The organism is Desulfobulbus propionicus DSM 2032 (genome assembly GCF_000186885.1).
GTDB lineage: Bacteria > Desulfobacterota > Desulfobulbia > Desulfobulbales > Desulfobulbaceae > Desulfobulbus > Desulfobulbus propionicus.
Genome location: NC_014972.1, coordinates 2,168,860 through 2,182,054 on the forward strand (window position 1 = coordinate 2,168,860; position 13,195 = coordinate 2,182,054).

The following is a 13,195-nucleotide window of genomic DNA, read 5'->3' on the forward strand; positions in this document are numbered from 1 at the left end:
GGGGAGAGACTGATGGCGGACAACGAATTCCAGGGTTCTTCGGGCAGCAACGAACAGGAGCAGCATCAACAGGCGGTCCGACCGCCGGCTCCGATGCAAGGCGGCCCCTTAGGCGGGATCGATCCCGAGGCCGTTTGCCGAGTGGCTGCGGGGCTGGCCGGTGAGATCGACCCGGCCCGCGCCACGTTGCGGGTGGTGCTCGATAGCTCCCTGGAACGCGATCTGGGCTTCGACAGCCTCGCCAAGGTGGAATTGCTCTCGCGCCTGGAAAAGATGTCCGGCCTCACCTTAAGCGAGGAGATCCTGACCCGGGCCGAAACCCTCCGCGACCTCACGCGGGCCCTGGCACAGGGCACGGCCCACGACCGCGCCGCCATCGATCATCACGGGACCGCGATCGAGCGGGACGAGCAGCGGGCCGGTATCGCCGACCGCGCCCTGACTCTGACCGAGGTCCTCCGCCTCCAGACGCAGCGGGCACCCGACCAGCCTCATCTTCTGCTCTACGGCGCCCGGGAGGAGCCGGTGACGGTCAGCCATCGTACCCTGCTCGACCAGGCCACGGCAATCGCCGCCGGCCTTGAGGCCCTGGATGTGCAACCAGGCGCCAGCGTGGCCCTGATGCTGCCGACCGGCCTCGATTATTTCTTCAGTTTCTTCGGCGTGCTCCTGGCCGGCGCCGTGCCGGTGCCTCTTTACCCGCCCCTGCGGCCCTCCCAGTTCGAGGACCATCTCCGCCGCCATCGCCACATCCTCAACAACTGCCAGGCCCTGCTCCTGATCACCGTGGCCGAGGCCCGTCCCCTGGCCCGTTTCCTCAAGGCGCAGGTGGACAGCCTACGGCGGATCGTCACTGTCGAGGAACTGCAGAAGGCGGGCACCGCCTTCACCCCGGTATCCGCCAGCCCGGAGGACACCGCCTTTCTTCAGTACACCTCCGGCAGCACCGGTATTCCCAAGGGGGTTATTCTCAGCCATGCCAACCTGCTCACCAACATCCGTGCCATGGGCCGGGCCATCGACGCCAATCCGCGGGATATCTTTGTCAGCTGGCTGCCGCTCTATCACGACATGGGGCTGATCGGTGCCTGGCTCGGCAGCCTCTATCACGGCTGCCAGCTGGTGGCGATGTCGCCGCTTGCCTTCCTGGTCCATCCCGAGCGCTGGCTGTGGGCCATTCACCGCCACCGGGGCACGCTCTCCGCCGCACCCAACTTCGGCTATGAACTCTGTCTCAACAAGATTGAGCCGCCACAGTTGGATGGACTCGATCTGAGCAGCTGGCGGCTGGCCTTTAACGGCGCCGAACCGGTGAGCGCGGAAACCATTGCCCGGTTCACCGACCGCTTTGCCCCCCATGGCTTTCGTCCCGAGGCCATGGCGCCGGTGTACGGCTTGGCCGAGTCCACTGTCGGTCTCGCCTTTCCGCCCTTGGGCCGAAGACCGCTGATCGACCGGGTGCAACGGCAGCCCCTGCTGGAGCGCGGGCTGGCCCTATCCGCCGGCGAGGACGATCCCCATCCGCTGCGCATCGTCGCCTGCGGCCGGGTCCTCAGCGGCCATCAGCTGCGGGTGGTGGATGCCAATGACCATGAATTGCCCGAACGCCAGGTGGGCCGCCTGCAATTCTACGGTCCCTCGGCGACCAGCGGCTACTACCGCAGCCCTCAACAAACCAAGACCCTCTTTCACGGCCAGTGGCTCGACACCGGCGATCTTGGCTACCTTGCCGGACAGGATCTCTACCTCACCAGCCGGGTCAAGGATCTCATCATTCGCGGCGGCCGCAATATCTCGCCCTATGAACTGGAGGAAGCCATCGGCGAAATCGAAGGGGTACGCAAGGGCTGCGTGGCGGTCTTCGGCAACGCCGACCCGACCAGTGGCACCGAGAAACTGGTGGTGCTGGCCGAGAGCCGCAGCCGCGACCCCGGGATGCTGGCCAATCTGCGGGAGCGGATCATTAACCGGAGCGTCGATATCCTCGGCATGCCGCCGGACGAGGTGGTCCTGGCGCCGCCGCACACGGTCCTCAAGACGTCGAGCGGCAAGATTCGGCGCGAGGCCAGCCGGGAGCTCTATGCGCAGGGCCGCATCGGCCAACCGCCGCGCGCGGTGTGGTGGCAGCTGGTCCGTTTGGCCGCAGGCGGGTTGGCGCAGCAAGCACGACACAGTCTGCGGCTGGCAGCCTCGACCGCCTATGCCGGAGCCTGTTGGCTGCTGTTTGGCCTGCTCGCCCTCACCATGGGCCCGGTTGCCTGTGTGTTGCCGTCGGCCCGAAGCCGCTGGCGGGTTGCCCGTCTCGCCGCCCGCTTGCTGGCCCGTCTCACCGGCACCGGGATCATCGTTCATGGCTTGGACCGCCTGCACACCAAAGCTCCGTTGATTCTGGTCGCCAACCACCAGAGCTATCTGGACAGCCTGATCCTGATGGCTGCCCTGCCGTTGCGGTTCAGCTTTGTCGCCAAGGCGGAGCTGGCCCGGCAAACGGTGCTGCGCCACGCACTTGCCCGGCTCGATGTCGTCTTCGTCGAGCGGTTTGACTTCAAGCAGGCAGTGGACGATGCCCGACGGCTCACGGAGCTGGCCGCGGCCGGCCGCTCGCTGTGTTTCTTTGCCGAGGGTACCATCTGGCGAATGCCCGGACTGCACCCCTTCCACATGGGCGCTTTTCTCGTCGCCGCCGACAACGGCATGGAGGTGGTACCGATCACCATTCGCGGCACCCGGACCAAACTGCGCTCCGAATCCTGGTTTCCGCGTCCTGGCCAGGTCCATTTGTTCATCGGCCCCCGTCTGCGTGGCGAGGGAGTGGGCTGGGAAGCGGCGCTCTCCCTGCGTGATCGGGCGCGGCAGCAGATCCTCCGCCACTGCGGCGAACCAGATCTGGGAGGAGAAGAATCATGAGCGATCCGGCCAATTGGAGCAACAGGGAAATGGTGACAGACAACGACTTGGTCATTGCCCCGGATCAGGCCACGACTCTGCCCGGCCTGTTCCGCCAGCGAGTGACCCGTACCCCGGACCGGACCGCCTTTCGCCAGTTTGACCGCCAAACCGACAAGTGGCGCGAATATTCCTGGCGACAGGTGGCCGAGGCAATCGGATGCTGGCGACACGGCCTGCGCATCCAGGGACTGCAAAGGGGAGAGCGGGTCGCCCTGTGGCTGGCCAACAGCGTCGCCTGGGTGGCCTGCGAACAGGCGGCCCTGGCCGAAGGGTTGGTCGTGGTCCCCCTCTACGCCCGCGACAATGCCGCCAACCTGGCCTACATCCTCAACGACTGCGGCGCGCGCCTGCTGGTTGTCGACAGCGCTGCCCAGTGGCGGCAACTACGGGGCTGCGGCCACGCCCTGCCCTCTCTGCAGCAGGTGGTCTGCCTCGAACACATCGACGAGTCTGGTCGGCCCGAATCGCTTTGGCCCGTTGCACAGTGGCTGCCTCGGGACCCGGTCGCGGACAACGGTCCGATCCTGCAATCAAACGACCTGGCCACCATCATCTACACCTCGGGCACCACCGGCCGCCCCAAGGGGGTGATGCTCTCGCACCGCAATATTCTCTGGAACTGCTGGGCCGTGCTTCAGGTCCATCCGGCCCGGCCGGATGACCTTTTCCTCTCCTTTCTGCCCCTGTCTCATTCCTTTGAGCGCACGGTCGGCTACTATGTGCCGATGATGGCCGGCTGCTGCATCGCCTACTGCCGCTCCCTCCAGGAGCTGGCCGAAGACATGCGGTTGATCCGGCCAACGATCCTCATTTCCGTGCCGCGCATCTACGAACGAATCGCGGCGCGAATCGAGGAACAATTGGAGCGCAAGGGGCGGCTGGCTCGCTGGCTGTTCGCCGCCGCAGTCACGGTCGGCTTCCGATGTTTCGAGGCCCAACGCGATCAGCGAACGCCCACCCTGCGCGACCGGCTGATTTGGCCACTGCTGCGACAACTGGTGGCCATCCCCATGCTGGAGCGGTTCGGCGGCCGGGTCCGGCTGGCGGTCACGGGCGGCGCGCCGGTGCAGGAGGGCATCTCCCGTTTGTTTCTCGGCATCGGCCTGCCCCTGGTGCAAGGGTACGGCCTCACCGAGGCGGCGCCCGTGGTCAGCACCAACGAACCGGCAAACAACCGGCCGACAACGGTGGGCCCACCGCTGCCAGGCATCGAGGTGCGCCTGGCCGAGGACCACGAACTGCTGGTCCGCGGTCCGGGGGTGATGCTCGGCTACTGGCAGCAGCCCGAGCTGACCGCCGAGGTGCTGGATGCGGACGGATGGTTGAAGACCGGCGATATAGCCCGGATCGACCATGGATTCATCCGCATTATCGGCCGGAGCAAGGAGATCCTGGTCACCTCCACCGGTGAGAAAGTGGCGCCCGTGGCCATGGAGATGGCCCTGGAACAGCATCCCCTGATCGACCAGGCCATGGTGGTGGGCGAGGGTCGGCCCCATGTGGCGGCGCTGCTGGTGGTCAATCCCCAGGCCTGGATGCGGCTGGCGGCCCACCTGGGTCTGGATGCGGACGATCCGGCCTCCCTGGACAGCGATGCGGCACGTGCGGCGGCGCTCTCAACGGTGAGCGGCCTGCTCCGCGCCTTCCCCGCTCCGGCCCAGGTGCGCGGCGTCTGCCTGCTCAGCGAGGAATGGACCATCGACAACGGCCTGCTCACCCCAACCCTGAAGCTGATCCGCGACCGGGTCGCGGTCCGATATGCGCGGCAGATCAACGAGCTCTACCGATCCACCCGTTCCGTATCCCTTGCACGGCAGGGTGCCGCACCGCTGCATGATGAACAATCAGGGTCTCCATGAGCCGCGACACGGTATGATTGCCCCCGCGACATACCCCTCGAGCCAAACAGTCCCTTCCCCCGTCCAGGAGAACGAAGCATGAAAATTTCATATTGTCTTGTGATGATCGCAGTGGTCTTGGGCCTTGGCCAAGCCGTCCATGGCGCCACGTGCGAACAGGGAGAGCACACCCATGTGTGGATTGTCCCCCGGGTGGTGCAGGAGGGGACACCGGTCAGGATCATGGCGGTATCCACGGCCGAGCCGCTCACCGAACTGGTGTTGACCGATCCGCAGGGGCAACGGCAATCGTTGGCCGCCACGGCAAGTAGCGGCGGAATGCCGTGGAGCCTGACGGCGGAAACGGAACCCCTTGAAAGCGGGCCGTATCAGGTCGAGGCCAGGACCCAGAACAGGTCGCTGGCTTGCCGGCAGATCGGTTTCGGGGAGAACGGCAAGGAACGGGCGGTCTGGGATGAGGCGCATGAAGCCTTTTATGCCGCCTGGATTGAGCGGATGTTTGACCATCCGGTCGACGAACAGCTGAGTTTTCCCTCGCTGGAACCGGTGCTGCGCGATCCTGATCGCAATTTCTTGCACAATGCACTGGGGTTGAAGGAAGACCAAGGGGTGCCGGCCAACCCGGATTGCGCCGATTTCCCTTATTTTCTCCGGGGCTATTTTGCCTGGAAAAACGGATTGCCGTTCAGCTACCGGGTCTGCAACCGTGGCTCGGCTGTCAAACCTCCGACCTGCAACCCCGTGGTCATCAGGACCGATTTCGTCGGCAAACGAGCACCATTGGCCACCTTCAAGGCGGTCAGTCACGGCTTGCTGGATGCGGTGCAATCGGGCAACGGTCGCACCGCGCTGGCCGACGAGGAGACCGACTTTTACCCCGTGCCCCTGGAACGCGAGGCGCTTTGGCCGGGCACGATCTACGCCGACCCCTATGGGCATGTGCTGGTCCTGACTAAATGGGTCGACCAGACCCCGGACAGCCCCGGACTCCTCCTGGCGGTCGATGCCCAGCCGGACAATTCCATTGCCCGAAAGCGATTTTGGGAAGGGACCTTCCTCTTTGCCCCCATCGCCAGCGCCGGCCCCGGATTCAAAGCGTTTCGCCCTCTTGCTGGCAACCGTCTGTTGCACAACAAGGAATTACCCAACTATTCGCTGGATCAGGCGTGGTTGAACCCCGATGATTTTTACGCGGAACTCTCCGCGCTCATCAATCCCCATGGTTTGCAGGCGCATCAGGCCTATGAAGCGACACTCGCCGCCTTGGTCGAACAGTTGGAAACGCGGGTGCAATCGGTTGAAAATGGCGAAGCCTATTTTCGCAAAGGCGGCGGCACCATCGCGATGCCCAAGGGTGCGGCCATTTTTGAAACCGTCGGTCCATGGGAAGATTACGCCACTCCCTCGCGCGACATGCGCTTGCTGATCGCCATGAACGTTGTCCTCAATTTTCCGGAAAAAGTTCTTCACTACCCGCACCTGTTCAACCTGAGCACCACCTCCGCCCGGCAGGTGAAGGCCGAGATCGAGCAGTTGCATAGCCAGCTGATCAACGAGAAAAGCATCCAGTACAATCGCAGCAACGGTGAACCATGGGAACTGACGGTCGCGGATATTTTGGCGCGAAAATCGGCCTTCGAGATGGGTTACAACCCCAATGACTGCGTGGAGGTGCGTTGGGGGGCGGAAGAAGGCACCGAGGAATATGCGACCTGCCGCCGTCACGCGCCGGCCGCGCACGTCCAACAGATGACCGCTGTGCGCGACTGGTTTCGGGAAACCAAGCGGCCATCGCGCTGAATCAGCCGCGTACCTCACCGACAGGATGGAACGCTGATGGCCATCGCCCGGGAGCCAGCGTTCCACGCCCCTGTCCACCTCCGGGCCCATCGGCTTGCCGCCGATGGGCATTCGATTCTTTTTAACTCAGATACAATTCGTCCAGCGACTTGAACAGCTGTTCGCGGGCGGTCTCGAACTCCTGCATCAGCGCGCCCGCCTGTTTGGAGTTGCCCTGCTGGATCAGCTCGGCAATCTGCCTGGCCAACTGGTGCACCTTGGCATGCTGTGCACCGACCTCGGCAAAATGCGGTCGGTCGCGCAGGGCCTGTCCCTCGGAACCAAAGTACCATTGGCCGAACTCGCATTCCCGATCCGAGGCAACCTCTTCCGGGCGGAGGGCCTCCTTGCCGTTGAGCACCGCTTCCAGGCGGGAGCGCCACTGCATGTGCGCCGCCTTGACCTTGCCGATGTTGAACCGGGCCTGCTGGGTCTTGAATCGGTCCACCACCTCGGACAATCGTTCGGACAGGTTGAACAGATCGCGGGCATGGCTGGTGAGCTGCGCGCTGACAATGTTCATCTCCTCGGAAGCCCGGTTGACATCGACGATGTCCTTGCTGATCTCGCCGGTGACCAGCGAGACCTCGCCGACATTGTGATTGACCTCCTGAATGCCCTGGGAAGCCTGGCTGAGGTTGGCCGCGATTTCCGCCGTGGCCACCGACTGCTCTTCAACGGCGGCGGCGATGGTGGCCACCAGCTCGTTGACATCGTTGATCACCGTTGAAATCCGTTCAATTTCATCGACCGTCTCGCCGGTCGAGGTCTGGATCGCCTCGATCTTTCCCTTGATCTCGCCGGTGGCGACCGCGGTCTGCTTGGCCAATTCCTTGATTTCATTGGCCACCACCGCGAACCCCTTGCCCGACTCGCCGGCCCGGGCCGCCTCGATGGTCGCATTGAGCGCCAGCAGGTTGGTTTGCTCGGAGATCTCGGTAATCACCTCGGTGACCTTGCCGATATCGTTCACATCGCTTCCCAGCCGGTTCACCTTGTCCGAGGCAGTGGTGGCCCCCAAAGCGGCCTTCTGGGCAATGAGGCGCGCATGTTCGGCATTGCCGGCAATTTCCTTGACCGTTGCCGCCATCTGCTCCACGGCCGTGGCCACCGCGTTGACGTTGCCGGAGGCCTCCTCGCTGGCAGTCGCCACCGAGGCCATGTTGGCGCTCATCGATTCGGCGCCGTGCGCCATCCTGGCGGACTTTGCCGTCGCGTCCACCGTGTTTTTCGACAATTGCTGGGCAATGGTGCTGAGATCATCCGACGACAGCCGCAGGCTGTTGGCCTTGGAGCCGAAATCGCGGACAATCCGTTCCAGCCGATCAAGAAAGAGATTGAACCATTGGGCCAGCTCTCCGACCTCGTCTTTCTTTAAAATTTGCAGCCGTTTGGTCAAATCGCCCTCGCCCTCGGCAATGTCCTTGAGCATGGTCGCCGTGCGCTGGATGGGCACGACCACCGCACGGACGCTCAACAACAGCGGCACGATCACCGCCACCAGCAGGGCCGCGCACAGCCCGATCAATCCGCGCTCGATGGTGCGCATCTGCCGATACAACTCCGCCGCGTTGTAGACATAGGCCATGACCCCCACCTGCTTGCCGCTGAAATCCTTGATGGGAAAGAAGGTGGTGAAATAATCGCCGACGCGTTCCATGCGCACCCCGTCCCGTCCGCCGGCGAGCAGCTCCGCGGTGATGACCGCGTCGGTGGTCTGCCGATTGGAGGAGGAGACAAACACAAAGGCGTCGCCGACAATCGGATGCTTGGCCGCATCCTGCAGCTCGGTGGCAATGGCCAGGGAGGCTTTGTTCATGTACACGGCGATGTGCTCGTTTTCGTTGCTCACGCCGTACTGCACCAACGGATCATAGGAGGAGAGCGATTCCACCGACCCTAAAAACCGGCTGTCGTCGGCAAGGATGGGCGCTATGCCGCGAATCTCAAACCCGCCCCTTCCCACCTCGACGCCGACAACCCGCTGATGCGAGCCTTGGTTGATGGCGGTTACCGTTTCCCGGAAGGAGGCCAGGTCATCGCTGGTGCGCTGATCCTTTTTCCATACCCGCAACAGGCTGCGGGCCGACGGCACGTGAAAGTGGAGCCGCAGGGCTTTGTTGTCGCTGTTTTCCTTGAAGCCCTTTTCGATGGAGGCAAAATAGGCGCGGAGCTGCTGCCGGGCCTTTTCCATCTGCTGATCGCCCTCATCGTCGAGCCGGCCCTGATGGGCGGTTTCATAGGCCTCAAGCACCGGCTTGGCCCGGCTGAACAGGGCGGCCTGAGCCAGCATTTCATTGGCGATGCGTTTCTCGCTGGCGGCGATGTCCGCCACCTTCGATTGGCCAAGCCGATCCAGATTATGCTCCATCAACCGCCCGATGGTGCGATCGGCCACCCCATATAAAACCAGGGAAAAGAGGATCGTGACCCCGGCAATCGGCAGTAGCACCCGCGGGGCTATTCGCTGGAAGACGTGCATGCTCAGGCTCCTTGAATGGGTGTTGTTCTGAAACCGTCCCCAGACCACATGGACGGAATATACATGAAAATTGTACTGAAATACGAATGGATGTCAAGAAACGCGGGGCAACGATTCGCAAAGAACAAACGCCGCCCGGTGCCACAGCGCGGTACCGGAATGATTCAATATCGTTGACGGCAGGAGCGAAACCGGTTGAACCAGCCAAGAAGCCGACGAAACGGTGGGCGTGGCTTCGGTGTCGCGGAGGGGGCGGTGGCGACTGCGGACGTCACCAAAAACGCAATGAGGCGCCGCCGGTGACCCGACAGCGCCTCTTCATGGACCATGCACAGACGGAACGCCCGCCTGGGGCGATGCTCGACGCTTAGAAAAACAGATCGCGGCTCTGGCCGCTGCGGATCATCTCCACATTCTGGCGTGCTTTTTCCCGGTGTTCGGGTTTGGGCACCTTGTCCAGCTCCCGGTCCACCAGCCGGTACCCCAGGGCCTTGACCTCGGGCGAGGCGTAGTCTTCCAGGTATTCGGACAGGGTCATCAGGGCGTTGGGATGACAGACGTTCTTGATCTGGCCGCTCTTGGCGAGCGCCATGAAGCGATCGCCGGTGCGGCCGGAGCGGTAGCAGGCGGTGCACCAGGAGGGCACCAACCCTTCTTCCATCAACCAATGGATGATCTCGTCGGCGGTGCGTTCGTCGTTCTTGGCGAACTGGGCGGTCAGTTCCTGATCGACCACCCCGGTCTCGCGGCGGCGCTTCTCGGCCATGTAGCCGCCAACCCCGACCGCGCTGCAGGCGCTCATCTGGGTGATGCCGCAGTCGAGCAGATCCTTGCGCATGGCCGCGTTCTCGCGGGTGGAAATGATGATGCCGGTGTAGGGCACGGCCAGGCGGAGCACGGCGACGATCTTCTTGAAGGTTGGATCGTCCGGGATGTTGGGGTAGACAGCACTGAGATCGACGCCCTCGGCCGGACGGATACGCGGCACCGAGATGGTATGGAAGCCGACCCCGTAGGTTTTTTCCAGGTGCTCGTTGTGGAGCATCATCGCCAGGGCCTCGAAATAGGGATCGTGGAGGCCAAAGAGCACGCCCGCGCCGACATCGTCGATGCCGCCGGCCATGGCCCGGTCAAAGGCGGTGGTGTGGTACCAATAATCCCGTTTCGGCCCGGCTAGGTGGTATTTTTCGTAGGTCGGCTGGTGGTAGGTTTCCTGGAAGAGGATGTAGGTACCGATGCCCACCGCCTTGAGCTTGCGGTAATTCTCCACCGTGGTCGCGGCGATGTTGACGTTGACCCGGCGGATCTCGCCGGAGAGATCGGCCTGGGTCTTGTAAATGGTGCGCAAGCAGTCGAGGATGTAGTCGATCGGACAGTTGACGTCGTCCTCGCCCGCTTCCAAGGCGATGCGCTTGTGGCCCATGCGCACGATCTCGATGATCTCGTCACGGACCTCCTCCTGGGTCAGCTTGCGGCGCTTGAAGCTGTGGCAATCGTTGTAGGCGCAGTAGGCGCATCGGTTGACGCAGAAGTCGCTCACATAGAGCGGCGCGAACATGACGATGCGGTTGCCGTAGATCTCTTCCTTGATACGGCGGGCCACCTGGAACAGCCGGTCCAGGTGTTTGTCGTCCATCTTGAGCAGTCTGGCCACTTCGAGATGGCTCAAGCCCTCGAAGCGGGACGCCCGGTCGAGGATGGTCTCAATCTCGTTGTCCGGAGTATCGGCCGCCTGGGCCAGGATGGTCTCGATCTCCTCGGGACGGATGAATTCCTCAATTTCCATAGTTTCAATCAACATAGAGTGACCTCCCACTCACCGGCAGGTGGTTGTTGACGGACAACGGCCATCTGTCGTCAGGGGCACTGGCAGGGTATGGCCAATGCGGGAAAACCCACCAGCCCGAACCGTGCGAGCTGATGGGAGCTGGATGGATGGAGGGGCGGGAAGGCCGGCTCGGTCAGGATTGAGCTGTGACCGGCCGGCATGGCCTCCCCTCAAATAGGATTATTTCTCAATAATAGATGCTCTTCCGCTGCCAGGCAAGCCGCTTATGCCTGGACACAACCTGCGTTGTGCGGCTGCATCTGCTCCTTGTCGGTATTGACGTAGGTGTCCCGATGCTCGTGGGCCGGAAAAACGTCAAAATTCTCGACGATGAACAGATAGACCAGAATGCCGATGGAGATCAAACCAATCGACAGGAACAGCTCGCCGGCGGAAGGAAAGTAGCTTTCCCCGGCTGCTTCGGCCATGCCGGTGAACACCACGTTGCCACGGTTCAGCGCCACGCCGAGCACCATGAGCACCGCGTTGCGCACGATCATTGTTTTGGTCATCACCTTACCGCGCAGCTTGTAGCTCCAGAAGAAGTAGACCGGAATGACGCAGCCGATGGCCAGTTCGAGCAGGCACATGAGGCTCTCCGTGTCCAAGGCGAACAGCGAACCCAACTGGCCGCGGATGGCCAGGTCGGAAAAACGGAGCACCGTGTAAAAGCTCATCACATACCCGGACCATTTGGCCAGGAAGGTCATGGCCGGTTCGTCCCAGTCGTGGCGGAAAAAGCGTCCGGCCAGGGCGGTCTCGCAAGTGACCATGGCCGGCCCGACGGCCACGGCCGAGGAGTAGTAGAGGATCGGCAGCAGCATGGTCCACCACAGTTCATTGAGCTTGCCCAGGGTGAGCACGTACATCGAACCCAGGGACGACTGGTGCATGGTAGAGAGGGCAATACCGCCGATGACCAGCGGCGCGGTTAGACTGGTGAAGAAGGAGGAAATCTTTTTCATCCCCAGCCCCTTGAACAGCACCGGGGCAAATTCACACGTCAAGACAATGGTATAGAGCAAAACGCACATGTAGAGTTCAAACATGACCGAATGCTCGCCCCAGCTGAAGATCGGGTGCCACCACCCGTACCAGCGGCCCAGATCCATCAGCAAACCGAAGCCGACCAGGCAGTAGCCGAGCCAGGCCGTGAGGATGGCCGGCTTGACCACGGATTTGACCTTCTTGACGCCGAGCACATAGTAGATGCCGGCGGTGGTGAAGCCGCCGGCGGCCAGGGCCACGCCCAGCTTGACGTCGATGAAGATCCACAGTCCCCAGGGCCAGGCATCGGTAAGGTTGGTCATCTGCAGCCCGTTGACCAGGCGGTAAGCAACAATGCCGACGAAGATCAGCGAGAAGGCGATCAATACCAGCCGGAACGGGGTCATTTTAAAGGTGAGACGATTGCCGTTGATGGTCATGCCTGCGGCCCTCCTGTGTTGTCCTGTTTACCCTCCGCAATGGCGTTGCGGCGTTTGTTGAAGAAATAGATACCGGAGAGGATGGCGGTCCAGCCGAGCAGGATCGCCGGCAGCTTGCTGAGAATCTGCCAGGTGTAGGCGGGCAGCGACTCCTGCGGCACCGCGGTCTTGAAGCCGAGCGCGTCGAACGGCTGATCGGAGAGATACAGCCAGGCGGTGCCGCCAACCTCGGTCTCGCCGAACACATGGTTGACATAGAGCGCCTTGTTGCCCTCGATCCGCCGGTGCGCCTCCTTGATCAGTTCATCGCGGTCGCCGAAGGTCATCACCTGGTTGGGGCAGACGGCGATGCAGGCGGGCTGCTCGCCGGCGGCCACGCGTGAATAACACATCTGGCACTTGGACACCTTGGGGAAGCTCTTGTCCCACTCGTACTTGGGGATATTGAAGGGGCAAGCCACCATGCAATAACGGCAGCCCACGCACAGGTCCGGATGGTAGACCACCGGTCCTTCCGGCGTCCTGCGCAGGGCGCCGACCAGACAGGACGAGGCGCAGGCCGGATCGACGCAGTGCAAACACTGCTTCTTGGCAAAGCGCCAGGCTTCCTGGCCGCTCTTGTCGGTCACGTCATGCTTGCTGACCACGGTCCAGTTGATATCCACCAACTGCGCCGCCTCTCCCACGGTGGGTTTGTTGACCTCATCGTATTTCTTTTCGTTCCATAGCTTGCAGGCCACGGTACACGCGCCGCAGCCGAAGCATTTGGTCATGTCGACCAGAACTCCCTTTGACATAATCAATCCCTCGT

General features: G+C 62.7%; 7 protein-coding genes. 3 read left to right on the top strand and 4 right to left on the bottom strand.

The window, feature by feature from the left end; all coding sequences use genetic code 11:
• The first annotated feature begins 12 nt into the window (after positions 1-12).
• The 3 genes from DESPR_RS09445 (at position 13) to DESPR_RS09455 (ending at position 6,608) form a co-directional block, all read left to right on the top strand.
• Positions 13-2,907, top strand: coding sequence for an AMP-binding protein (locus DESPR_RS09445; RefSeq protein WP_015724583.1), 2,895 nt, complete (start codon positions 13-15; stop codon positions 2,905-2,907).
• On the top strand, positions 2,904-4,808 hold the full coding sequence (locus DESPR_RS09450) for an AMP-dependent synthetase/ligase (protein WP_015724584.1): 1,905 nt from the start codon (positions 2,904-2,906) through the stop codon (positions 4,806-4,808). Before DESPR_RS09445 ends, DESPR_RS09450 begins: the two co-directional genes overlap by 4 nt.
• 78 nt (positions 4,809-4,886) lie before the next feature.
• Positions 4,887-6,608: a hypothetical protein gene (locus DESPR_RS09455; RefSeq protein WP_015724585.1), complete on the top strand. Its 1,722-nt coding sequence runs from the start codon at positions 4,887-4,889 to the stop codon at positions 6,606-6,608.
• 121 nt (positions 6,609-6,729) lie between these two features.
• On the opposite strand, the gene DESPR_RS17290 is transcribed toward DESPR_RS09455, so the two are convergent.
• The 4 genes from DESPR_RS17290 to DESPR_RS09475 all read right to left on the bottom strand — a co-directional run bounded on the left by DESPR_RS17290 (position 6,730) and on the right by DESPR_RS09475 (position 13,181).
• Positions 6,730-9,129, bottom strand: coding sequence for a methyl-accepting chemotaxis protein (locus DESPR_RS17290; RefSeq protein WP_015724586.1), 2,400 nt, complete (start codon positions 9,127-9,129; stop codon positions 6,730-6,732).
• 367 nt (positions 9,130-9,496) lie between these two features.
• Positions 9,497-10,930: a [FeFe] hydrogenase H-cluster radical SAM maturase HydG gene (gene hydG / locus DESPR_RS09465; protein WP_015724587.1), complete on the bottom strand. Its 1,434-nt coding sequence runs from the start codon at positions 10,928-10,930 to the stop codon at positions 9,497-9,499.
• A 251-nt stretch (positions 10,931-11,181) separates the two neighbouring features.
• The gene (locus DESPR_RS09470) at positions 11,182-12,384 is read right to left on the bottom strand and encodes a polysulfide reductase NrfD family protein (RefSeq protein ID WP_015724588.1); all 1,203 of its coding nucleotides are present in this window, start codon (positions 12,382-12,384) and stop codon (positions 11,182-11,184) included.
• On the bottom strand, positions 12,381-13,181 hold the full coding sequence (locus DESPR_RS09475; RefSeq protein ID WP_015724589.1) for a 4Fe-4S dicluster domain-containing protein: 801 nt from the start codon (positions 13,179-13,181) through the stop codon (positions 12,381-12,383). Before DESPR_RS09475 ends, DESPR_RS09470 begins: the two co-directional genes overlap by 4 nt.
• Between the last annotated feature and the right edge of the window lie 14 nt (positions 13,182-13,195).

Bases quoted from the DNA above. Each gene is read 5' to 3' on its own strand.
- DESPR_RS09445 (WP_015724583.1), top strand. From the start codon at position 13: ATGGCGGACAACGAATTCCAGGGTTCTTCGGGCAGCAACGAACAGGAG.
- DESPR_RS09450 (WP_015724584.1), top strand. From the start codon at position 2,904: ATGAGCGATCCGGCCAATTGGAGCAACAGGGAAATGGTGACAGACAAC.
- DESPR_RS09455 (WP_015724585.1), top strand. From the start codon at position 4,887: ATGAAAATTTCATATTGTCTTGTGATGATCGCAGTGGTCTTGGGCCTT.
- DESPR_RS17290 (WP_015724586.1), bottom strand. From the start codon at position 9,129: ATGCACGTCTTCCAGCGAATAGCCCCGCGGGTGCTACTGCCGATTGCC.
- hydG (WP_015724587.1), bottom strand. From the start codon at position 10,930: ATGTTGATTGAAACTATGGAAATTGAGGAATTCATCCGTCCCGAGGAG.
- DESPR_RS09470 (WP_015724588.1), bottom strand. From the start codon at position 12,384: ATGACCATCAACGGCAATCGTCTCACCTTTAAAATGACCCCGTTCCGG.
- DESPR_RS09475 (WP_015724589.1), bottom strand. From the start codon at position 13,181: ATGTCAAAGGGAGTTCTGGTCGACATGACCAAATGCTTCGGCTGCGGC.